At 58.5% G+C, this 21,174-nt stretch carries 20 protein-coding genes; 14 read left to right on the top strand and 6 right to left on the bottom strand.

The annotated features are described in order from the left end of the window. Nucleotides 1-266: 266 nt before the first annotated feature. Nucleotides 267-1,043 (bottom strand): hypothetical protein, encoded by a 777-nt coding sequence (locus ACSQ36_RS45910; protein WP_436187446.1) that lies wholly within the window; start codon nucleotides 1,041-1,043, stop codon nucleotides 267-269. A gap of 903 nt (nucleotides 1,044-1,946) precedes the next feature. Between ACSQ36_RS45910 and ACSQ36_RS45905 the strand changes: the two genes are divergently transcribed. From ACSQ36_RS45905 to ACSQ36_RS45840, 14 genes are read left to right on the top strand one after another with little or no spacing between them, the layout of a single operon-like run. Continuing rightward, nucleotides 1,947-2,660, top strand: a complete 714-nt coding sequence (locus ACSQ36_RS45905; RefSeq protein ID WP_436187445.1) for a type IV secretion system protein — start codon at nucleotides 1,947-1,949, stop codon at nucleotides 2,658-2,660. A gap of 5 nt (nucleotides 2,661-2,665) precedes the next feature. Then, nucleotides 2,666-3,538 carry a TrbG/VirB9 family P-type conjugative transfer protein gene (locus ACSQ36_RS45900; RefSeq protein WP_436187444.1) on the top strand — a complete coding sequence of 291 codons (873 nt, stop codon included), beginning with the start codon at nucleotides 2,666-2,668 and terminating at the stop codon, nucleotides 3,536-3,538. Between the two features lie 5 nt (nucleotides 3,539-3,543). Further along, entirely contained in the window at nucleotides 3,544-4,779 is a 1,236-nt protein-coding gene (locus ACSQ36_RS45895) for a TrbI/VirB10 family protein (RefSeq protein ID WP_436187443.1), read from the top strand. Next, nucleotides 4,772-5,572 (top strand): transglycosylase SLT domain-containing protein, encoded by an 801-nt coding sequence (locus ACSQ36_RS45890; RefSeq protein ID WP_436187442.1) that lies wholly within the window; start codon nucleotides 4,772-4,774, stop codon nucleotides 5,570-5,572. Before ACSQ36_RS45895 ends, ACSQ36_RS45890 begins: the two co-directional genes overlap by 8 nt. After that, the gene (locus ACSQ36_RS45885; RefSeq protein ID WP_436187441.1) at nucleotides 5,569-6,807 is read left to right on the top strand and encodes a hypothetical protein; all 1,239 of its coding nucleotides are present in this window, start codon (nucleotides 5,569-5,571) and stop codon (nucleotides 6,805-6,807) included. Before ACSQ36_RS45890 ends, ACSQ36_RS45885 begins: the two co-directional genes overlap by 4 nt. Further along, complete coding sequence (locus tag ACSQ36_RS45880; RefSeq protein WP_436187440.1) at nucleotides 6,804-7,223, top strand: lytic transglycosylase domain-containing protein; 420 nt, start codon at nucleotides 6,804-6,806, stop codon at nucleotides 7,221-7,223. Before ACSQ36_RS45885 ends, ACSQ36_RS45880 begins: the two co-directional genes overlap by 4 nt. Before the next feature lie 5 nt (nucleotides 7,224-7,228). Beyond that, entirely contained in the window at nucleotides 7,229-7,807 is a 579-nt protein-coding gene (locus ACSQ36_RS45875; RefSeq protein ID WP_436187439.1) for a toxin co-regulated pilus biosynthesis Q family protein, read from the top strand. Nucleotides 7,808-7,811: 4 nt separating this feature from the next. Next, the gene (locus tag ACSQ36_RS45870) at nucleotides 7,812-9,437 is read left to right on the top strand and encodes a type II secretory pathway protein (RefSeq protein ID WP_436187438.1); all 1,626 of its coding nucleotides are present in this window, start codon (nucleotides 7,812-7,814) and stop codon (nucleotides 9,435-9,437) included. 8 nt (nucleotides 9,438-9,445) lie between these two features. Further along, nucleotides 9,446-10,726: a hypothetical protein gene (locus ACSQ36_RS45865; RefSeq protein WP_436187437.1), complete on the top strand. Its 1,281-nt coding sequence runs from the start codon at nucleotides 9,446-9,448 to the stop codon at nucleotides 10,724-10,726. Continuing rightward, a complete protein-coding gene (locus ACSQ36_RS45860) occupies nucleotides 10,713-11,321 on the top strand; it encodes a hypothetical protein (protein ID WP_436187436.1) in 609 nt (202 codons plus the stop codon). The genes ACSQ36_RS45865 and ACSQ36_RS45860 overlap by 14 nt, the downstream gene beginning before the upstream one ends. Nucleotides 11,322-11,324: 3 nt before the next feature. After that, nucleotides 11,325-13,568, top strand: coding sequence for an ATPase, T2SS/T4P/T4SS family (locus ACSQ36_RS45855; protein WP_436187435.1), 2,244 nt, complete (start codon nucleotides 11,325-11,327; stop codon nucleotides 13,566-13,568). Between the two features lie 11 nt (nucleotides 13,569-13,579). Then, nucleotides 13,580-14,698 carry a type II secretion system protein gene (locus ACSQ36_RS45850; RefSeq protein ID WP_436187434.1) on the top strand — a complete coding sequence of 373 codons (1,119 nt, stop codon included), beginning with the start codon at nucleotides 13,580-13,582 and terminating at the stop codon, nucleotides 14,696-14,698. Between the two features lie 15 nt (nucleotides 14,699-14,713). Beyond that, a complete protein-coding gene (locus ACSQ36_RS45845) occupies nucleotides 14,714-15,304 on the top strand; it encodes a hypothetical protein (protein WP_414967921.1) in 591 nt (196 codons plus the stop codon). Between the two features lie 17 nt (nucleotides 15,305-15,321). Continuing rightward, nucleotides 15,322-16,794 (top strand): hypothetical protein, encoded by a 1,473-nt coding sequence (locus ACSQ36_RS45840; RefSeq protein WP_436187433.1) that lies wholly within the window; start codon nucleotides 15,322-15,324, stop codon nucleotides 16,792-16,794. Nucleotides 16,795-17,737: 943 nt separating this feature from the next. Here the strand turns inward: ACSQ36_RS45840 and ACSQ36_RS45835 are convergent. From ACSQ36_RS45835 to ACSQ36_RS45815, 5 genes are all read right to left on the bottom strand, one after another. Next, nucleotides 17,738-18,856: a CAP domain-containing protein gene (locus ACSQ36_RS45835; protein ID WP_436187432.1), complete on the bottom strand. Its 1,119-nt coding sequence runs from the start codon at nucleotides 18,854-18,856 to the stop codon at nucleotides 17,738-17,740. Between the two features lie 158 nt (nucleotides 18,857-19,014). Next, a complete protein-coding gene (locus ACSQ36_RS45830) occupies nucleotides 19,015-19,299 on the bottom strand; it encodes a hypothetical protein (RefSeq protein ID WP_436187431.1) in 285 nt (94 codons plus the stop codon). Beyond that, nucleotides 19,296-19,697, bottom strand: a complete 402-nt coding sequence (locus ACSQ36_RS45825) for a hypothetical protein (RefSeq protein WP_436187430.1) — start codon at nucleotides 19,695-19,697, stop codon at nucleotides 19,296-19,298. Before ACSQ36_RS45825 ends, ACSQ36_RS45830 begins: the two co-directional genes overlap by 4 nt. A gap of 2 nt (nucleotides 19,698-19,699) precedes the next feature. Beyond that, nucleotides 19,700-19,897, bottom strand: coding sequence for a hypothetical protein (locus ACSQ36_RS45820; RefSeq protein WP_436187429.1), 198 nt, complete (start codon nucleotides 19,895-19,897; stop codon nucleotides 19,700-19,702). After that, the gene (locus ACSQ36_RS45815; protein WP_436187428.1) at nucleotides 19,894-21,075 is read right to left on the bottom strand and encodes a FlhC family transcriptional regulator; all 1,182 of its coding nucleotides are present in this window, start codon (nucleotides 21,073-21,075) and stop codon (nucleotides 19,894-19,896) included. The genes ACSQ36_RS45820 and ACSQ36_RS45815 overlap by 4 nt, the downstream gene beginning before the upstream one ends. Between the last annotated feature and the right edge of the window lie 99 nt (nucleotides 21,076-21,174).

Raw genomic sequence — 21,174 nt, 5'->3', positions numbered from 1 at the left:
TCGGATGAGCCGACGGAACCACGTGACCGTGCCGAGGCGCCCCACCCGAGAAGTCCGATCAACGGCAGGTCCAGTAGCTCGATGCGCGACCGGTCGCGCTATATTTTGTGTGATTCACGCACATATTTCGAGTCCACCGCCAATGCATCGGCTAAGAACAAAACATCGGATGCAAATTTAATATTTTCCCCTGCGATTCGTGCCGCGGGCAAACTTGGGCTAGATGCGTGGGGCTGATAATCGGCGGGTGATAAGCATCACGCATTTCATCGCTGGCTTGTGCGGCTTCTACGAGCATCGGCAAAGAGGGCGCTAGTAGCGGGGCGTCGCACGATAACTTCCAAGAATCTCTTGATCTCAGCCCGGGCAGCAATCAGTAAATCGATTCGGTCGGAGCTAACGCGCAAAGATCGCCCGTCGGGTCCAACGGTCAACGTCACGAAGCTAGTATCGACACGGTCCCTTCTACCGCTAGCTATGGCATCAACACGCTCATTCGCGCTCAGACCTTCGCATTTTTCGTAAAGAGATCTAGCATTTTGGCCAAGCTTCGACGGGCCAAGCGCTGCCTTAAGCGAAAGGAGTTTCTTCCCAACCTCGAAGGTCAACGGCGCAAGCTCGCCAAACAGGTTAATGACCTCTTCCGGTAAGGCTGCAATCCTTAACGCCAGGCTGACTCGAGAGGCAGAGTGGTTCAAAAACTTTGCGGCTCCAGTCGCGGACGTCCAGTTGCCGGCTTTAACTCCCGAGCAATAATTTGCGGCAACAATCAAAGGTAATGACTCTCCGTCGCGGCGCCTGCTGGAGAAGATTTCCAAATCATTCACGAGATTGTCGGCGTGTCTGAATTCGCCGTTGGCCAGTACGGCCAAGACACGTTTAACAGGCAACTTATTGGGCAGCGCATGTAGGGCACCTGCATGTAGGCACATTGCATCAAGCCCGACTTTCCGGCGGATAGTCACAAGTTTCGCAGCAATCCCAAATCCTATTGCTTCTCGAGCTTCAAACGCATCAAGAATAGTGTCAGGGAGCCGTGCCACGGCAAGTGCATTAGATACTTCTCCTTGGGTTACCTTTAGGAATGGAGCCGCCTCCGCCTGCGTAGCCCAAAACCCATGGCGGACGCCAGATTGGTATCGCGCGGCAATGCTTAGGGGACAGCGGTCCGGGGTTTCGCCCGTTGTAGCGCTCTGGCTTGCATTGCACCCTAAGTCCGTGTATCTGGCAAATTTCATGCGAACGAACCTCAATAAAAATTGCGCGAATTTTAGCGGCCCAATTCGGGTACGCGGAACACGACAACGCTGATAGATTATCGAGCGGACCGCGCCGTCGAGACGCAGACGTTACCGACGCTTATTCCCGGGTTGTCTTAAAGCCCAAAGCTAGACCGACGCAGAATCTGAGATCAGAGGTCTCTCAAGTCTTGTCATGTTGGGAGAAGCAACTACCCGTGCCGCGGGTGCACAGCACAACATGTTGGTGCGAAGAAAAACCGTTATCGGCAGATATTTTTTGGCGCAAGTCGTTGTAAGAGAAGGAAAAATCAAAGACGACACCACAATATTCTTGTCGCGCAATTCGGCTCAAAATACGAAAATATCTCACCGTCTAATAGAGATAATTCGCCAAACCTACCTCAATTGACCTGCGCTAGCATTAGAAACCGAGGACCCGTTCCGAGGAGCGTACTATTTCCTTGACTGTGAACGGCCATGAAAGAGTGGCCATTTAATCGAGCTTTCCGGCCTGGGGCCTTCAACATGTTGGGCTGGAGCTTAGTTTTGCTCGAAGCCGCGGGTTCGTTACGCGAGACAGATCAGCATTCATTCGGTCTCCTGCTCCTTCCAACATCCAGTGAAAGCTTCACAAAATAGCTACTCTTTCGCCAAGTTCCGCCGTGCTCGCCGCTGTTTCAATAGACGCATCCAAAAAGGGTTGTTATGCGTCTTTTCAAGAACAAGCGGCGAGCCGCGCTCGCCACGGCTCCCGGCATGTATGCCGACGAAGATCCCAGCAAGATCATCTTCGAAACCAGCACACGGCTGAACATCGAGACCGACCACTGGAAGCTCATTGCATTCGTCCTAGCGATCGTGGCGGCTGGTGCGGTATGGACACGCCAACCTCCGCCTTCGGTCACGAGAGTGATCGGTGTATCTGCCGATGTAGGCGGGCATCCGATCACGACAGAACTCGTCGCCTACAAGCCTGATTCTCAGGCGCTGCGCACCAGCTTCAAGGAAATGGCAGTTCGTTGGTTCACGATTGAGCCGATTCTCACCGATCGCCTTGAAACGGCGCGTATGACCAAGAACATCAATTCGGTCAAAGCGCAAATGATCGGTGCGGGCGTGAATCAGTTTGCCGACTGGCTGCGCTCCGATGCGCCATTCCAGGCGATCAGTGCCAATCCCAAACTCATTCGTGACGTTCAGGTCCGAAGCGTCTCACTGCTCGAAGACTCGACAGCGGTCATCGAGTTCACTCAAACCACGTCGCAAGGGCCGGCCACGGCAAAGCCTGACGTCAAAACCTTCGCCTTGACGATCCGATACCAGATCGTTCCCCCGACCGCCGACGCAGCGTTGACGGCTAACGCTTTCGGCATTTTCGTCCCGTATTTCGTCCTGCAGCGGACCGGGCAAAGCTCATGAGATCGATGGTCAACGGTACCCGAGTCGCGACGCTTGCCGTCGTTGGATTCACCGCGCTCGCGCTGAGCGCCGGAGTGTTAGCACAGGCTAAGAAGTCTTCGCTCGAGTCAAGGCAGTTCGCGCTGCTCGCGGCCGACCCGATGAGTCCGGTCAATCCGTTTAATGGTGGCGTCGATCCCATGACGATGCCTGATGACGCGCGGATTGGCGTTTTTCCGTACAGCCGCGATCAGATCTACCGCGTTCTCTCGGCACCGCTCAAGTTGACCACGATCGAGTTCGAGAAGGGTGAGGCATTGGTGGGCGAGCCCGCAATGGGCGACAGCGTTCAGTGGGAAATCGATACGGATGGCGCGAACCACGTGTTCATCAAGCCGCACAAGGCTGGACTGGTCAACACCCTTCACATCACAACGAACAAGCGAGAGTACGACTTCACGCTGATCTCGTCGCCGGCCGGCGGATTCTTCTATCAAACCGTGCGCTTCCAGTACGCACAGTCGTTGATGGCCAAGGTCGCCGATCGGCAAGCCTCACGTCAGAGCACGGATAACGGCGCGACTGGCGACGTCGAGTCAGGTAGCACCGGCGTGTCCCCGGACAAGCTCAACTGGGACTACGCGATCAGCGGCAACGCCGAGTTCAAACCCGAAGTGGTTTTCGACAATGGTCACGCGATCTGGATGCGCATGCCGGCCAACGCGCAGTCATGGCCCGTTCCGATGATCAAGGAGCACGGCGACCTGTTGGTGGGCAACTTTATCCGGCGCGGGAGCTTCCTCGTGCTACAGCGACTTTCAGATGAAGTGGTGCTCGTCTCAGGTAAGGACGAAGTGACCGTCAAGCGCGGTCGTGGCCGCATTCTTGGATTGTTCTGAGCACGATGGCCAATCAAACACCGTCTCCGAGCGACGAAGAAAAAGCCCTCGTCAAAGGCAAGCTTCCGCGTAACGCGCTGATGAGCGTGGGGTTAGCCGCGGCCGTGCTCATTGGAACCATGGCGTTCTACTACGAGCTCAAGCGATCGAACAACGCAGAGGCCGAGGCGAAGGAGAACAAGGCTGCCATGCTGAAGGCCGGCACCGCCGACGCATCGCCCGTCGACGATATGGATCGCATCGTGCGCGACCAGCGTGCTCGCGCTGACGCGGAGGCTGCATCGGCTGCGCGAGCCGCCACGAGCCCCGCAGCGAAACCCATCCTCACCGGAGATGACTTCCGGTCGGAGCTCGAAAAGCCCGGTACGAATAATTTGAGCGACAGGAACAAGGAAGACAACGTTTATACGTCTTCGGTGTTCAAGCAGAACGCCGCACGTAACAAGGCGGCACTCGATAGCGCGACGGGCCAGCCGTACGGCGTAAAAAGTCCCGAGGAAATGCTCGCAGCACAACAAGCAGCAGCCGCCGCGAATGGCAGCGCGGCGGACCAGTTGGCACTCGCGTTGGGTCGGCAGGGTCAAGCGCCCGAAGATCGCGACAAGTCATTTCTGAAGGATGCAGCCGGGCAGGGCGGCATCGTGCGCACCACGTTCAAGGGCCGGGCCGGTAGGTGCACGCTGACGCCGCCGCACAACATCCACGTCAAGACGATTGAAGGCCTGAATTCAGACAAGCCCGGTCGCGTTGCCCTCATGGTCGATGAAGACGTCTATGACAGCCTCACGGGCGACTGCTTGATGATGCCCAAAGGCGCATTCATCAATGGCGCGTACAGCTCGGACATCAAGGTGGGACAGGAGCGCTTGCTCGTTGCTTCGACCTCGCTTCGGTTGCCCAATGGAAAGAGCGTGTCGATGAACGGCATGCAGGGCGCAGACGAAAACGGATATGCCGGGTTCTCGGGCGATGTGAACAACCATTTCATCAAGATCTTCGGCGCGGCATTCATTACCGCCGCGTTGTTCCAGGCGTTCGACAAGAATTCATCGACGGGCACCACGGCTGGTCCTGGTGGCGTGACCACATACGGCAGTACCGCCGGACAGGTCGCCGCGACCACGGCGCAAGCGGTCCTGAATCGGAACCAGAATATTCAACCCACGATTACCGTCGAACCTGGTCAGAAGTTCCTGATCCAGGTGACGCAGGACATCGTGATGGAGCCGTACCATGAGTAAAAGTCTCATGGTGGCTTTGTTGCTCGGCGCCTCCTTCGCTCACGCCGCGACCATTGAATCGATCATCAGCCCCACGCAGGTTGTCGTGGCCGATGCGGGCTCGCGCTCGATACTCAGCCTCGTGGGTTCTCCCGTCTACGACTGCGGCATGAAGCCGTTTTCCAAATGGGCCGCGCGTCTTGAGGGGCAGGCTATCTCGCTCGGGGGCAATCAGATGCCGAGCGTGGTCGTAGACGGTACTGCGGTGCCGCTCGAGAAGGCCTTGATTCGCGATGGCTGGTTGCGCCCGCGCGTGCTTGACGATGACGCCCAGGCTGCGATGACCGAACGGCGCGGGGGCTGGGCGTGCGCATCCGCGCGAGCTCCCTTTGATGCGATGCGCTCGAGTGTTGACGCAAAAATCCTCGCGGGCATTGCTCTGAACGAGTCCGCCTACAAGGGCCGGGCGTGGCCGTGGACGCTCAACGTCGCGGGAAAGGGTTTCTACTTTCGCAGTCGCGACGACGCCCACCGCGCGATCCGTGTGCTGCTCGCTGATCGTCGTTGTGATTTCGACGTCGGCCTTATGCAGATCAATTGGTGCTACCACGCGAAGCGTTTCGCCTCGCCGTGGGAGGCGCTTGCGCCCGCCAACAATATTCGCGCAGCCGAAGACATTCTCAACGAGAACTTTCGCAGGACGAAGTCGGTTGTGAAGGCCGTCGCCTACTACCACAGCGCCAATCCACAGCCGGGCCGCGAATACCTCGCGCGCTTCGAGCAACACCTCTCACAGATCGATCGCGGCCTATGAAGCACACGCTCCTCACTCTCGCTTTGGCGGCTACCGCTTTGCACGCGACAGCCGCCAGCACCGATCCGTTCGACTTCGATTATGAGATCACCGGAAACGTTCTGGAACGTCCTGCCCTCGTCTTCAACGATGGCGACGCGACGTATGTTCAACCGCGCGCTGGCCAAGACCTCAAAGTAGAGGGCGGGCGCAATCAGGGACCGTACATCGTTGTATCCGGCACCCCGGAGACGATCCGCTACACCGTGAATGGTTCGAGCGCGAGTGCTCAGTGGAAGAGGGCCAATCACTTCATGGGCGGCAAAGGCTTGCCAGGGGCGCAGAACAACGGCGACCTGCCATCCGGCTTTGTCGGATTCTCCGATCGCCTTGCACTAATCGGCACGCGAACTCGCCTCGATAGCACGCGTGCGCTCAGTGCGACATTGGCGCTCTCGCAGCTTGTCAAAGCGCTGGTACCGCAAGGCTGGACGGGTTCTGCGCAGAAAGAGGTGGATCTCACTGCCACCTCCAGCTTCGCCACCCGCGACGGCGAAAACTGGATGCAATCCCTGGACCGGTTGATGATCGGCACCGATCTGTACGCCGATGTCGATTTTGACAAGCGGCACGTGAGCCTGCGGCGGATGGCGCCGAAGTCCGCCGCCGTCAATTACGTCGCGCCGTCCGCTTCGTCTGCAGTTGCGTCATCCAGCGACCCAATCGAGGCGATCGCGGCGCAAAACAACGGACCGCTGCGCGACTCTTTGCTTGCGAGCAAGTTCGGCGCGCTCGCGATCCGGGACGGCGACGATACGCATGTGCAAATTCGGTTCGCGTCGAAGCCATCGAAGGAGTTGAAGGTTGTCGATGCGGCCGGCGCTTCGCTCAAACCGAAGTGGGACGATGCCTCGAACGTCCTCACAATCAATCGCTCTGATCGTTCTATTTTTTCTGACGGGACCGACCAGGTAGAGGTCGCACGCGTGGCCGGCACCGTCTACGAGTTTGATACCGCCAATTCGGCGTCGCTCGAGGCAGTCTTCGATAAGGATGGCGCGACGTTCTTCAAATTTTCAGAGACCGTCGGACATGTCACGGTGTCGGACGCGCGGAATCTAGGTTCTGGCGAACAGAAGGGCAGGTACTACAAGTTCAGCGGTACGGCCGATCAGTTCATCGTCAACGCGGACGGCAATGTCGTGAACGTCATACGCAAGCGTGACGTGCGCTTTTTCGATAGGCCGAAGTCATGATCCGTGCCGTCTTGCTCGCACTCGTGCTGTCGGCCGCAAGCGTGTGCCGGGCTGACTGCCTGGACGACGCCGCGCGCTATCACCGGGTCAACGCGCAACTGGTGCGCGCGATCGCGCAACACGAGTCAGGCATGCGGGCCAATGCGATCAACACCAATCGCGACGGCTCAGAAGACGTGGGACTTTTTCAGATCAACTCGTCCTGGTTGCCCAAGCTCGCACGCTATGGAATTTCCCGCGAGCGCTTGTTCGATGCGTGCGTGAACGCCTACGTCGGCACGTGGATTCTCGCTTCAAACATCAAGCAGTTTGGCGCGACATGGAAAGCGATTGGGGCCTACAACGCGGTCTCGACCAAGAAGCAAATCGTGTACGCCAACGCCATTTATCGCCGCCTTCAACGCACTGCGCACTGAACCTCATGACGCCATTAATCACTATCCAAAGCCACCGATGCGCCCGTCTGGTCGCGCAGTTATTCGCAGTATTCGCGCTCACCACCGTCGCGTCAGTGTGCGCGGCGGCGATCGACCCCGACCAATCGCGCATCGTGGCGCCAGCCGGCGATGGCTGGCAAATGCTGTCCGCAGCGCCGGTCGCGTCTGTGCCGTCCAACCCGAAGCCGGCTACGGGTCCCACCGCGACAGTGGTTGTGCCAACGTCCGCATCTGACGGCTCCCTCCTTGTAGCTCCCGTGGTCTTGCCTTCTACCGGCATTGCGGCCGCACCAACGGGCGTGCTCACGATAGCGATCACGCCGCAGGACATCAACCTGCGTAACGCGCTCGATCGCTGGCTGCAAGTGCAGGGGTGGCAACTGGCCTGGAAGATCGACGACGACTTGCCGCTCGAGTTCAACGCGACCTTTTCGGGTGACTTCAAGTCGGTTCTCACGCAGGTCATGCAGGCAACGAATCACATGCGCACACCCACACGTGTTTGCAAGCACACCAACAACGTAATCCGCGTCGTCGCACGCGCCGCTAACTGCCAAGACTGATCCTATGCGCCATACCAAATTCAAGACCGCTGTCGCTCTCCTCGTTGCCTCAGCACTGACGGGGTGCGCTGTGTCGCAGATGGACGTGAATCGTGCGTACGATGCGGCGAACGCCGACGCCACTCATGCGATGGGCAGTGGTCCGGAATCGATGCAATTGGTGGAGGAGGTACTGACTGCCTTCCTCGGCGATCGCCTCGTACCGGTCGCCTATGAAGCGACGCTGCCGGCGATCTTCCGCGAAAAGACGGTTACGTTTCCGCCCAATTTGCCGCTTACGAAGATCGGTACGCTGGTGTCGAACGCAACCGGCTATCCGGTGCACCTGAGTCCGGACGTATTCATTCCGCGAGAGGCCCTGATTCCGAAGCCGAGTTCGACAGCGGCTGGTCAGGCAACCCGTCTTTCGGCTAGCACAAGTGATCAGACAAGCGTCGAGCCGATCTATCGGCAGTCGTGCGATTGCAAGGTCGGGCAGTACCTGCGCGGCGTGACGGAAGACCTGGGTCTGGACTGGACGTTTGACGGTACGACGATCGCAATCTCGCGTTTTGTCACCAAGACGTTCACGATCGCGGCCATTCCGGGCAAGGTTTCGTTTAACTCCACCATGTCCAAGGGCACGGACACTTCGACCGGCAATCAGTCGGCGGGTGGGACCGGAAGCACCGGTGGCAACACCGGTTCATTCTCTGCCGTGACGAAAACCGGGCGCGATGGCAACTTCGATCAGATGGCCACGATCGAGACCATGCTCAACAAGCTCAAGACGCCCATGGGGGAGGTTGTCGTCAATCCGCAGAGTCGTTTGGTGCTCGTGCGCGACACCAAGGAAGCGGTGGACCGGATGGGCATGATGCTTGCCCGAGAGAACGCGATTTCCACGCGTCAGGTAGCGCTGCGTGTGCGAACGCTCGAAATTGACATGAACAAAGGCTCGCAGGCTGGCATCAATGCGGACATCATATTCAACAAGATTTCGGACGGCCTGGCTCGCTACGCGATCAGCTTCGCTTCGCCGACTTCGCTGGCGACATCGGCTGGTTCCGTTGGGCTCTCCGTGCTGCGCGCCAACGCGCCACTGAGCGGCACCAATGCCGTCATCAACGGCTTGAATACGTTCGGCAAGACGATTGACGACAGCACGCAAACGAAGCTCACGCTGAACGGCTTGCCCGTGTCGGTGGGTTCGTTCGAAACGAAGGGTTATCTCGCCTCGACGACACCGGGGACGGGTTCGCTCACGGGCTCCTCGGGCGGCTCGGTCGGTCTTCAGCCGGGTTCAGTGACGGTGGGCGATTTCGTCAACATCCTGCCTTCGGTGAACGATCACAACCAGATCGTGCTCTCGTACTGGAGCGATAGCTCGAAGCTGAACGGTCCGTTCCAGACCATCAGCGCGGGGTCGGGCGCGACGCTGCAAACCATCCAGTTGCCGGACATCATCGGGAACAAGGACGATCAAACCATCGCTTTGTCGGATGGCCAGACGGTCGTCCTGTATGGCGCTGTGACGAATCACAACGACGGCGCGAGCAATAACGGGATTGGCGGGGCGAGCGGGGCGTGGAATAAGTCCCGCACCTTCAAGGTCATCATGCTGACCGCGACCGTTGTCCCGTCAATGTGAGCCCGGGCATGCACTTCGAAAATATTCCGGGTGAAAAGGACGCTCGTCTCGTCTTCGGTCTCGAATGGCGGGCATACGCGATCAAGGGGGCGGCGACTGAACGACGCCGATACGCGGAGGAGTTCGATGCGACCCATTACGTCGAACTGAAAACGAAAGGCGAAACGATTGGCGGTTTCTGCGCGCCTGATGTAACCGAGCGCAAAGGTCTAACGCTTTATTCGGCCGCCGCTCGCGTTGCTTTGCTCGAGCGGGTGCGCAGCCGGCCTGCCGTGCTGGTGTTGATCCAGAACGAACAGCACGTTCACCTGATTCTCGTCGTGCGCGGCGCCATTACCGCAGACGAAGAGGTTGCGCTGGTGGCGCTTACAGATCGGCGGGATTCGATCGAAGATCAGTGTGCAAAGTCCGGCCTTCAACTCGTGACGCTGGGGTACGGAGCGCAACTGCATGACGTCGACGAGACGTTCGAAGTGCGCGAGTTGCTCGCCGCGCGCAAAGTCGGCCTGATCAAAAAGATCCCAATCAGGGTGCCGACGTTCATTCCGCTTCTGGTGATCGCGTGCGCGGCATTCTTTGGCGTCAGCAAGGCGATCGACATCATGAACCCGCCACCTCCGCCACCTGCGCCGCCCCCGACGTATATGCAGGACTATCAGGCCGCGGTTATCCGTGCGATGGCGGCTCCTGCACCACTGGCTTCGGTCCTAGTACCGAAGCTGCTCGCCATGTTTGGCAGTCAGGAAAGCAATTCCTCGGGCTGGCAGTTCTCGAAAGCGAGCTGCGGAGCGGTGGGCGTGTGCTCTGTCACGTACAAGCGCAAGGGCGGCACCTTCAAGGATTTCGATTCACGGGCACCGTCCTCGATCCGGCCGATCGTATTCAACCCCGATGGTCTGCACCTGGACACGCGAGGGCCCGACATTCCGATCGTTGAGCGGGTCGCTCTCAACGAGCAGCAGACGTGGCCAACGCGCCAGGCGCTCATCAAGGCGCTTCAAACTGATCCGCAGAAGCTATCGGTTAATCCGGACACGCTTGATAGCCACGGGTACACCGTAGACATCAAGGAACCGGAGGGGTTGCTTGCCCGGCAACCGTTGCCGGGGGAGGTGCACGGACCGCTCGTGCAGCGAGGAGTCTGGGTGATCAACGGATACAAGTGGCAAAGCGCGCTCCTTGAGCGCCTGCCAAGCAACATGGCGCTGGACACCCTCGACGTGGAGTTGAAGGAAGACGGCACGGGCGTTCATTTCACGGCGAAGGGAAAATACTATGTTCTCAAATAAGACCGCGCTGGCCGGTTTCACCGCGCTCGCGCTGTCGGCGGGCGTTCACGCGCAAGAAAAACATCTCACGCTCGACGATATCGACGGGCTCGCTCGTCAGAACATTGTCGACTCCATGCGCAGGTCGAACGATGCGTCCAAACCCGCTGCGGGCGTCGGGCTCAACGCGCCGCTTACCGGGGCACCCGCACCGGACACGTCGGCACAAAAAGCCCCTGTCCAAAAGCCATCTCCATCGCTCAAGCGGTCTATTGCAGTCTCGTTCGTTGGTGCCTATTCGGATGCGTCCGGCTCATACGCTCTCTACGACTACCAAGGCGCGATTTACCCGGCCAAGCAGGGCTCGAAGCTGTTGAACGGCTGGGTGCTAGGCCGCGTGGATGGTTTCGTCGTGAACGTTTCGGAAGGCAAACGCAAATGGACTGAAGTCATCGCTGCGCAAGCCCCGGTCGTGTCAGTCGATAGCTCGAGCGTTCAGGCGATCAACGATCTGAGCGGACCACTGCCGCCTGCCTTTCCGATCGCTGGCGGTGGCGCGCCCGCTCCCGCACCGGCGAAGGGTGGTGCTTCGGTTCTGATTCCTTTTGGGAAGTAAATCATGGGTCTATTTGGCGGAATTGAAAACGATGAACCGGAAGCTCGGTCGAGCTTTTTTAAGCGTCTGCGCGCGCCCAAGAATTCAACGTTAGTGGAGTCGGCGCCGGCGGCGGAGCCGTACCTGTCTAAAGCATCGAGGCCGGTAAAGGCGCATCCCTCGTTCCTTGGCCGTAGCCTTACCGCCGATGACGTCGAGGACGTTGAGAGTTCGACTGTGAAGGACACAACGCCTGAGCTGTCGTCTCTCGAATACTCGCCACCCCGCGCCGTGATTCCGGAAACAGGCGGGGAGTCCCCCTCTGTCGATTTCGACCGGGCGTCGGTCGAGGAATTCGCAGCGCGTACAACCGCCGCGCATCTTGCCAAACACTTTGGCGTAGGTAGTCACGCTGCTGAGCCGTCGATCGAAGCTGTTGCGCCCGCTCCGGGTGCGGTTTCGCCGCCGACGTCAAGCGTTCCGCCAGCGGCAGCCGTGACGCGCTCGGATTTAAACGAAGCAACCGAGTTGACGGGCGCAGCCGAAGGCAACAGCTTCGAGACTGTCGAAGACCAAAAGTTCGTCGAAGAGGCAGATTCCTTCATCGCCGAGTCCGGTCGCCCAGAGTTGGTTTCGGCCGAAGCTCTCCCTGATTACAAGCGAATCTTGACCTCTGCGGACGACGATGCAGCCTTGCGCATTCCTGCGGCTGCCCGCAAGGAATTCATCGCGCTCGAGCTGCAGCCAGGCATCGCGATTTCAGTGGCCACTGCGAAGTTCTGCGAGAGGGCGCAGTACGCTACCTTCATCAAAGACCTCGCTAACAATGACGTTTTTGTTCGCGAGGAAATGGTCGCGAGCGAAGCGGTTATCGCTGCCGTATACGCAGGTAAGACCGTCGCGTTGTCGAAAGGAATACGGGAAGCGTCGCGCGCGATTGGCAACTTCCGCGACATCATTGAAGCAGCTCACGCCTACGGTGCGAGCGACGTGCATTTTGAGCCGCGCGACTTTCAAGGTGAAGTCGAGGTGCGCTTCCGTGTGAACAGCGACCTGTATACCTTCCGTCACATGCCCAAGGCGATCGTTCGCCGCGCACTGTTCGCGGCATACAGCGATCTGGTCCAGCGCAACACCAATTCGGGCAACAGTTTTCAGCCGAGCGCTCCGCAGTCGGCCATGATCCCGCTCGTGGTGAAGACTGACACCGTCAATCTGCGCTGGCAGTCTTCGCCGCTGGTCGGGGGCTATGACGTGGCGTTGCGGCTGCTGGACGGCAACTTCAAGAACTATAAGGTGCTGCTGCCCAAGGACATGGGCTACGAGGCAAGCCAGCTCGCAGTCATAGACACGCTCAACTATGTGAGTGGCGGGGTCACTGCACTGACCGGCGAGACCGGGTCAGGGAAGACCACGACGCTGCGCGCGCTGTCCTACATGCTCCCGGACCGCGATCTCAAGAAACAGTTTGCAGTCAACGAGCCGTCGGAATACCCGATGCCGTGGCTGTCCGACTATTCAATCATCCGTCGGCCTGACGAAACGGACGGTGAGGCGAACCGCAAGTACGCGGAAGTGATTCGGACTTTGATGCGTCAAGATCCCGACGACCTGACCATTGGCGAAGTCCGCGACAAGGTTGTGATGGGTCTTGTCGCGGAACTCGCGTTGACTGGTCACCCGGTCCGGTTCTCCCTGCATGCGGGTGATGTGATTGCCGCGATTATGCGGATGGCCGGTGGCCGATTGCAATTGCCGATCGATGAATTGGCCGCCGAGGGCTTTATCAATGCGGTGGGGAATCAGAAGCTGATTCCAACCCTATGCGAGCACTGCAAGATACCCGCCGAAGACGTGATGTCGCTGCCCGACCTGGAGATATTGCGTTCGAAGTTCGGCGTCGACACGAGCAAGATGGCCTGCCGAAATATGGACGGCTGCACGCACTGCCGCCTCGATGGTTTGTTCACGCGTAACGGGAAGGTCGCCGGCGGCACCAAGCGGCCAACGCTTGTCGCGGAACTTTATCGCCCAACCCCCGAATTTCTTGACCGAATCTCGGTACGGGATTGGGAGGGCGCGCGCCGAGTTTGGCGAGGTGAACGAAAGACGGGGTTCGATAATGCGGACATGACTGGAAAGACGCTCTATGAACATGCTCTTTACAAGGCTTCGCAGGGGTTAATTGACCCACAATTCATTAACCGGTCGATGCAGTCATTCGCGCAGTACCGCGTGATGCCCGGCGTCGATGGGTTGATGGCTTAGCCGGAGAGATTATGTTTTATCGACTTCTGACGATGCTTCCGGAAAGTGGCCAGATGCGCTTCGCGCGCTGGCGGTTTTTGGCGGTGCGTGAAAACTTCTACCGTGAGACACGTCTTGATATTGCGAAGAAAGGCCTTCGCAATACAGAAACGCTTTCTGAGCGACTCGCGACCTTGGAAGAGCGTAATCGAAAGCGCAAGAAACTCGTCTGGATGATATTCGCCCGCATGCGCGACGCGATGGGACGTGGGGATAGCTTCTCGGCCGCGATCAAGCGCTTCGTGCCGGGCGATGAGTACGCACTGCTCGACATCGCCAACGAATCATCACAACAAGATGCGGTGGTTCGAGGCTTCGAACTCGCTGAGATGGCGGCCAGTGCGAAACGTGTCTTGGCTGCGACCACTTCTTTGCAAATGGCGTATCCAGCATTTCTGCTGATCTACCTCTACGCCTTTTGCATGATGTTCGGTGGGGCGATTTATCCGCAGGTTCTCGATTCAAAACCGCTGGATCAGTGGCCGGACGTGGGCCGCTATCTCTACTACTTCGACACGTTTTGCTACGAGTATTGGTGGCTCTCTTCCACAGTCGTGGCCGGGCTTGTTTTCGCGTACTTCGCCACCCTCAAGCGCTGGACGGGACCGTTTCGCAATCGGCTGGATGGCATGCCGCTGCTGTGGCGTAACCGCCGGGATTTGCGGGCAGCGTTGCTGATCGTCTCGCTTGCAGGCCTCTTCGATTCGAACCTGACGCTGCGTGCGGCGCTTGACCGACTAACGAAGACGGCCGATCCCTGGCTGCGGTGGCATTTGCATGCGATGAGCCGACGCTTGACAGTGCGCGCCGACGAACCGATGCGCGCGCTCGATACGGGCCTCTTCTCGTTGGTGATCGTTGACACCATTACCGATGCAGCGGGGCGTGACCAGTTCGAGGATGCAATCAAGGATCTGGGCCGAAAGTCGCTGGATAGCGTGGTCGAACTGGTCAAACGCAGCGCTCGCATCACGCATTACGTCTTGCTCGGCTTCGCGGCCGTGCTGTTTCTAACCGTCGGGATCGGCTCATACGTGATGACCGGCGCCATCGGCATGACTGCGGGTGCGCCCGCTGTCGCTATTCAATAAAGGAAGGGAAATCAAATGATTGAGCAAAAAGATAAACCGCGGCGCACGTTCGCAGGAAAGGTCGCAAGTCGGCGCAAGCAGAAGGGCGAACTGTCGATGATTGAAGCGGGTGCGGTGATGGCAGGCGCGGCGCTGGTTGCGCTCGCGGTCTATGCGGGCGGCAAGTACGTGCTTGATCTGATCCACGCAAATCAGTTCAAGAGCGAAGTTCAGATGTTCCACACTGGCATTCTGAACGCGACCCAGAACGACTCGGATTTTTCGGCCGAAACGCTGCAGATTCTCGCTCAGAACCATGCGTTTGATGCTGCCGGTTCGAGGCTGGCAGCCGACAAGTCTGCGGTGAAGGGGCTGTTCAACGGTGCGCTGGAGATTTCGATCGGCACGCTGGTGACGGCGAGCGACTCGATCGTCCTGGCCTATCCAGTTCCTTCGACCGTGTGCTCAATGAGCGCTGCCGCGGTCTCGACCGTCTACACGCAGGTGTCGATCAACGGCACGGTGGTGTCTGCGCCGGCCACACCGTTTTTGAGTTCCACGGCCGCGACCGCATGCGCGGCTAACGGATCCACTGCGACGTTGTCACTTTATACGTCGCGGACGTAAGGGATAAGGGCGCGTAAATGTTCAGCATCCTTGAGATGATGATCGTCTTGATCGGATCGGCCTTGCTGACGATGCAGGGAATCAAGGAAGACATCGCGGCGAAACACACGAACCTTCTGCAGATCGAGGGCCAGAATCAGGCTTCGATCAACGCAGCGCTCGGGAGCTACATCACGGCCCAGTACGGCAATTTGATGGCCGTGCTGGGACCGAATTTCTCGCAGACGTCGCCCACGCCCCTCGCTGCGCCGACGATCGCTCAATTGTCGGCGTCGAGCAACGATCGGGTCACGTTTCGCAGCGGCCCATTTTGGGGTGGAAGCTATCTGATAACGCTTACGGTCGTTCCAAGCGTTTGCTCTGTTGCCGCTGGAACGTGTCACATCGCGTCGCAGTTGTATTCGAACCGGCCCCTGCTGAGTCGTGGAACGCCGGATATCGCCGGTGCCGGGATTCTCGCGGCGGCCGGCGGCTCTCAGTTTGGTTACTCAACCAATCGTAACCCTGCGACGATAACCGGTCTTAGCGGGCAGTGGACCGCAACGAATCCATTGGCAGCGCAGGCCGGAACGGTCCTGGCTATCAACGGCTTCGGGGCTGACGGCAATTCACCGTACTACCGGCGCGACGGAGCTTTGCCGCTCACCGGCACGATGAATGCGAACAATCAAGATATCCAGAACGCGAAGGATGTCACTGCGAATTCACTCACGTTGCCGGAAGGAAATAGCCTGAGGATCGGCGCGGGTGCGACCTACTACGGCGACAGCGTGAACGCGGCAATTCGGACCAATGGCGCGCTTTATCTGCAAAACCAGGCAGGCACCGCGGCGGCCGATCTGAGCGTGGGCAATGTCTACGCTTCTTCCAGTATCAACGCGCCAACCGCGACGCTGACTGCGAATGGCGATTCGTTGAGGATTGGTTCTGCCGGCGTCAGTCTTTATGGCGACCAGAACGGTAGTGCAGCAATACGAGGTAGCAACGGTCTTTTCGTACTGGACATGGCCGGTGGGGCGGCACCGATTCAGCAGGTTGGCAACATCAATTCGTCGGGAACTGTCACCGCGCCGGTCATGAATATCGACCCCGCGTCGGCTAACTGTGCATGGAACACGGTAACGATGCGCGGTGCTAACCAGATGTGGGTGTGCAACAAGTACGGGAACTGGACCCCCATCAGCAACCTCGTCGGCAACATGACGACAGACGCTGTCTATGTGGGCTACTACACTGGCTGGGGCGTGACTCCTCCCGCGTGCGGACCCGGCGGATCAGCCTGGTATCGCATTATTCCTGCGACGATCTCGACCGACTACGCGAACAGCAATCCACCGCTCTCCGGAGCGAGCTATCAAATGGGTTCGAACGGAAGCCAGTGGGTTCTGCAGATCTACAACGTATTAGCCGATGGTAATAACTCGCTGGTGCCCGATCGGCTCGGCCTCCAGGCAGAGATCGATGTTGGATGCACTTTCGCGAACAATTGAGAAGAATGAGGATGTAAATGAACACCATGTTTCGCGCTTGTGTTGCGCTCGCCTTGTTCGCTTCGGCCACGATCGTGAATGCCCAGTGGTACCAGAACCCGATTAATCCTCCAATAGCGCCCGGTTGTGCACCAGGTACGTCATGGACTAAGTCCGGGCTGCGGTATGTCTGTCTCGCGCCTGCACCTGTTGATTTACCACGGCCGCCCATTGATCCGGTTGCGCAGGCAACAGCGCTGTGCACTGCAAGAGCGGCTCAAGACGGGATCACGCTCGGCCCTGTTACACGCCAATATTCTTTTGATTCGCAAGCAGGACCAGCCTTCCAAACTTATCACGACACCAGTGTTGGGCCTCAATGGCAGGACCCCATTTCCTATCAAACAGGAAACGGATATATGGTTGTGTGTAGCACCTTGAAGTCCACTGGCGAGTTCGTCCCGCCTTACAACAACCCCTACTTTGTGGACTGGCTTACGGCCCCGTGTGTGGGATGTGGCGGCGGTAGTTAAGCCACAGCCCTGAGACCAAAGGTAAAAACGCCCCAAGGTCCTTGGGGCGTTTCTGTTTTGAGCTGGTGTTGTCGATTTAGTTAGCGGCGGTAGCGAAGTTCCATGCCTGAGGCGAACGGGGGGTACCGTTCCGCGCGCCACTGAACGTCACGGTGTATGTGGTGTTGGCTTTCAACGGTTGAAGTGAGAGCAACGAATCGCTAATACGCCTCTCTACGCCTATCCCGCGCGAGAGTTCGGCAAAGACTATTTCGTCGTACCAGCGATCATCTGAAATGACGCCGATGTACCGGGTGGCCAATTTATGGAACTCGGCAAAAGGATGGGGCGGATACGGCGCGAGCGGTGACGGGACCGTCAATTAACCGAACCGGTACATGAAAAAAGCGCCCGAGAGCGCTTTTTTATTCATCGCGAGGCTTTCGCTGGCGTCACTTTGTTGCTGTCGTAAATTGCCACGTGGCGGCCATTGCTACGCTATCCCGCGCACCGGTAAACGTAACGGTATAGACGGTGTTTGCAGCCAAAGGTGCCAACGGCAACAGAAAGGCGACCCCGGCACTCAGGTAATCGTTCACGTCTGCTGTCGCCGCAGCCTTTGAGCCGGCGACGGCTGACGGTGCCACGATAACGCGTGCGGGAACAACCGCTCCTGCCGCATCTGCTAGTTGGAAGGAATTGACCGTTAGGATGTTTCCTTTCTGAGCGTTCACTCGAACCATAATCGGTCGACCAGGTGCTGCCACGTCCGGCGCTGGATTGGGGCTTTCTGGTTCCATGGCGAGCGGAACATTAGACTCGTTGGCGAATGGTGCATGGACAATTGCTCCAGCCGCAATTTGTTGGCCGCCGTCGTACGGTGTTGCGTTATACGATGCTGGACCTTCGGGAGCGGGGGACGACACTGCGCCGAAGTTGGCGACACAGTAGAAGAGCGCCTTCTGAACGCTCACCGGTGCTACATAGCCAAAGCCGACCGAGGTTGAATTGTCCGTGGCGCTTTGTAGGTGGTAGACCGAATTTAACCACTGGCCTGCACAGTCGTCTCCGTCGCTCGTGCGATTGTTCGCGGGGCTATAGCTCGCCGCAACGACCTCACTGACCCAAAGATTTACCGCCGTGCCGGCCTTACGCGCCCGCTGATAGGGCGTGGCCTCATAAAAGCTCGGGTTAGCCGCATCCTCTGTGTGGGTGAGGCCCTGAAGGACACCGCTGTTGAAGTTGACTTGGTTGTAGAGCGCGTGTGCTTGAGCTGCGGCATCAAGATTTGCGTCTTGGCTAACCATGCCAACACCGACGTTCGAGCGATACGCGTTGATCGCGAGGAACATCGCGGCTTGGGCCGATCCTGCATCGTAGGTCGGAGCCGGGACGCTGCTTTGGGGCGGAACGCTTGCGTTGGGCGTCTCAGGTGTCGGTGCCGACGTGTCCGCGACGGGAGTAGGGGCGGTACTGCCACTATCCCCTCCACCGCCACCACATGCAGCAAGAGCAAGTGCGGCGGCCATTGCCAGCGCGGTCATTTTGGAAATCGTTTGTTTGTTGTTCATTCGTAACCCCGTGTAGGTTGTTGTTGCAGTCGCTTTGTGCGATCTGCTTAAGTCCATCTTATTGAGCGCAAAACGAAGTCAAGACACGGCGGAATGACGCCGCGCATCTTCGGAAATGCCCCTTACTCGTTGGATTTTTGGACGGACCAGATTTGCCATCAGACGTAGATATCGACGCTATCCCAGGGCTTAGGCTTAACCCCGGCGGAGCCCTGAACATCAGCGACGGGAGACGCGTCGTTATCAGTAATCTCTTCGGGCTTGGCCACTGGGAACAGCATGCCCATAAGCGTTGATTTTTCGATGTCCTCTGGCGTAATCACGTCGTCAGCGCCGCTTGCGTCATTTGGATCCGTAGCTCCATTTTTTTCCTTCTCCCGGGCCTTCTCCGCTTGGATAACGGACCGGATCGTGTCGAAGAACTGCGCGCCTGCGATTCTCATATTGGCCTCTGGTTGCTATGAATATTGAAAAGCATTGCTCCTCTCTTCTGCTTGCGTCGCTTCACACGAATGGCAATGAATACGCATGCCAGAACGACGCCTGTTGGAATGGGGGCAAGCTGCGCGATCCTGGGAACAAACAGCGCGCCTGCATACGTGAAGATCAACACGATGGCGAGATACCTGAACGCGCCCGAATTCAACACGCCGATGAGCCAAGGTGCCCGGCTCTGTAGGTAGAGCGGGTACGCTTCGTTGGATACCTCAAGGTCAAATGTTTCGGCGGCCGCCGCCTTCGCCCGCCGATAGAACTGCTCATAGGCGGCGAAGCGGCCATCGCCACGGCCCTGGAGCCACGAGGCAGCGCTGTCGGAGAACAGATACGCGAAGTCGACCATGTTCAGTGTGTGATGTCGGAAATGAACTCGACCGCGCCCACAGCATTGAGGATCGCTTGGCCGTCGGCTTCGGAGTGGAACAGGCCGGTTACGAGGTCACGCCAACCGAACTGAGCATGCCCGTCGGGGGTGAAAACGATAAGGCCCGCTTCTATCTGGAAGGGAAAGGACAAGCTGGGCGAAGTTGCGAAAACGCTCATGCCAAATTTTTCCTCTTGCGTTTGGAGTCCGTGTCGCGCGGAGTGATCGATTGGGTACAAACCGGGCACGAAAAAGTGTTGGGGAACTCGATTTTCAAATCCGAACTCGAGAGCACGTATTGCGTGTCGCAGGTTCGGCAGGGGAGCACCGTGAGGCGCCGATCCACTGCCATAACGCCGGTCAAGTGGATTGCGCGGTTCGGGTTAATTCGCAGCTTCTTGCCGAAGAGCTTGTAGGCGATGTCATTCGCGGCGATCAGTGCTTCCGGTATGTTGGCGCCGGCCGCAAGCGCGCATCTATAGAGCCACGTGTAAGTCGTTGCCTGCACGCGGTTGACCGGGTTCTCGACATACCATGTCAATGACGTCGGCAAGCAGCCGCACGGGGAGCTCACCCCGTGGATCTCCCGGTACGTCAGTCGCGTCGTAGTGGGCGCGATGTTGAAGAGTTCCGAGGCGATCGACGCGCGACATCCCTGACTCATCATCGCGTAGGCGAACGCGTCGTTTTGCGAGCGCTTGAGCCGCAAGCTAGTCCACACGTTTTTGAAGGGTAGGGAGCCCGAGCGCATCGGCGACGATTGCATCAGATGATGCGAGGCGGACTCGTCGGAGATCCAGCCGGCCGTGAAGTCGTTCCAGAACCGCCGCGCGCTGAAGCGCCATCTAAACAGCGGAAACTCGATGTCGTGCACGGCCATCTCGAGCTTCTCGATGGACGTTGCTCGCAAGTAGTCCGCCAACTCGATGCTGATCCCAAGGATTGGAGCGGCTAGTACGTTCATGGCCAGCACGTCCTTGATCAACTGGAAGTACTGGCGGTTGTGGTGATACAGGTGCGTGCGGGTTACAGGCCCCATCTCTGGCATCGCCTCCTGCAGGGCTGACACTGCGGCCGTTCGCACTTTGTTGTCCACCAGGCATCGCCAGTCGTCGGGCTTCGTCAAGCTAGGGGCGAGAACCAGGAACGGCTTGTTCATGAGGATAGACAGCGACTGCTCGTTGTTTCGCGAGTGCTCCAGATCCTCTTTGGTGACCTGAAACGCGACGCTTGCCGAAGGGTGGGCGTTCAACGTGACCGACATGAAATCGGTGAGCATAAAGTTTGTGCGTTGAACGCGTTCAAGAAGCCAATCCTGGATCTGAAGTTCTGCGGTGCTGTTGAAGTTATTTTTCACTTGTTATTTCTTACCTTCGTGATCTGCCTCGCGGCTTGGTTTGTTCGTCTGTCGTGTGCCATGGACGCGCGCGGGTCCCATTACGCGCGGCCCTTTTCC

The organism is Caballeronia sp. LjRoot34 (assembly GCF_964253815.1).
GTDB lineage: Bacteria > Pseudomonadota > Gammaproteobacteria > Burkholderiales > Burkholderiaceae > Caballeronia.
This window is presented reverse-complemented; position numbering and strand designations above follow the sequence as displayed.

Excerpts from the sequence above, each read along its gene's own strand:
- ACSQ36_RS45905 (WP_436187445.1), top strand. The coding sequence starts at position 1,947 with ATGCGTCTTTTCAAGAACAAGCGGCGAGCCGCGCTCGCCACGGCTCCC.
- ACSQ36_RS45900 (WP_436187444.1), top strand. The coding sequence starts at position 2,666 with ATGGTCAACGGTACCCGAGTCGCGACGCTTGCCGTCGTTGGATTCACC.
- ACSQ36_RS45895 (WP_436187443.1), top strand. The coding sequence starts at position 3,544 with ATGGCCAATCAAACACCGTCTCCGAGCGACGAAGAAAAAGCCCTCGTC.
- ACSQ36_RS45890 (WP_436187442.1), top strand. The coding sequence starts at position 4,772 with ATGAGTAAAAGTCTCATGGTGGCTTTGTTGCTCGGCGCCTCCTTCGCT.
- ACSQ36_RS45885 (WP_436187441.1), top strand. The coding sequence starts at position 5,569 with ATGAAGCACACGCTCCTCACTCTCGCTTTGGCGGCTACCGCTTTGCAC.
- ACSQ36_RS45880 (WP_436187440.1), top strand. The coding sequence starts at position 6,804 with ATGATCCGTGCCGTCTTGCTCGCACTCGTGCTGTCGGCCGCAAGCGTG.
- ACSQ36_RS45875 (WP_436187439.1), top strand. The coding sequence starts at position 7,229 with ATGACGCCATTAATCACTATCCAAAGCCACCGATGCGCCCGTCTGGTC.
- ACSQ36_RS45870 (WP_436187438.1), top strand. The coding sequence starts at position 7,812 with ATGCGCCATACCAAATTCAAGACCGCTGTCGCTCTCCTCGTTGCCTCA.
- ACSQ36_RS45865 (WP_436187437.1), top strand. The coding sequence starts at position 9,446 with ATGCACTTCGAAAATATTCCGGGTGAAAAGGACGCTCGTCTCGTCTTC.
- ACSQ36_RS45860 (WP_436187436.1), top strand. The coding sequence starts at position 10,713 with ATGTTCTCAAATAAGACCGCGCTGGCCGGTTTCACCGCGCTCGCGCTG.
- ACSQ36_RS45855 (WP_436187435.1), top strand. The coding sequence starts at position 11,325 with ATGGGTCTATTTGGCGGAATTGAAAACGATGAACCGGAAGCTCGGTCG.
- ACSQ36_RS45850 (WP_436187434.1), top strand. The coding sequence starts at position 13,580 with ATGTTTTATCGACTTCTGACGATGCTTCCGGAAAGTGGCCAGATGCGC.
- ACSQ36_RS45845 (WP_414967921.1), top strand. The coding sequence starts at position 14,714 with ATGATTGAGCAAAAAGATAAACCGCGGCGCACGTTCGCAGGAAAGGTC.
- ACSQ36_RS45840 (WP_436187433.1), top strand. The coding sequence starts at position 15,322 with ATGTTCAGCATCCTTGAGATGATGATCGTCTTGATCGGATCGGCCTTG.
- ACSQ36_RS45835 (WP_436187432.1), bottom strand. The coding sequence starts at position 18,856 with ATGAACAACAAACAAACGATTTCCAAAATGACCGCGCTGGCAATGGCC.
- ACSQ36_RS45830 (WP_436187431.1), bottom strand. The coding sequence starts at position 19,299 with ATGAGAATCGCAGGCGCGCAGTTCTTCGACACGATCCGGTCCGTTATC.
- ACSQ36_RS45825 (WP_436187430.1), bottom strand. The coding sequence starts at position 19,697 with ATGGTCGACTTCGCGTATCTGTTCTCCGACAGCGCTGCCTCGTGGCTC.
- ACSQ36_RS45820 (WP_436187429.1), bottom strand. The coding sequence starts at position 19,897 with ATGAGCGTTTTCGCAACTTCGCCCAGCTTGTCCTTTCCCTTCCAGATA.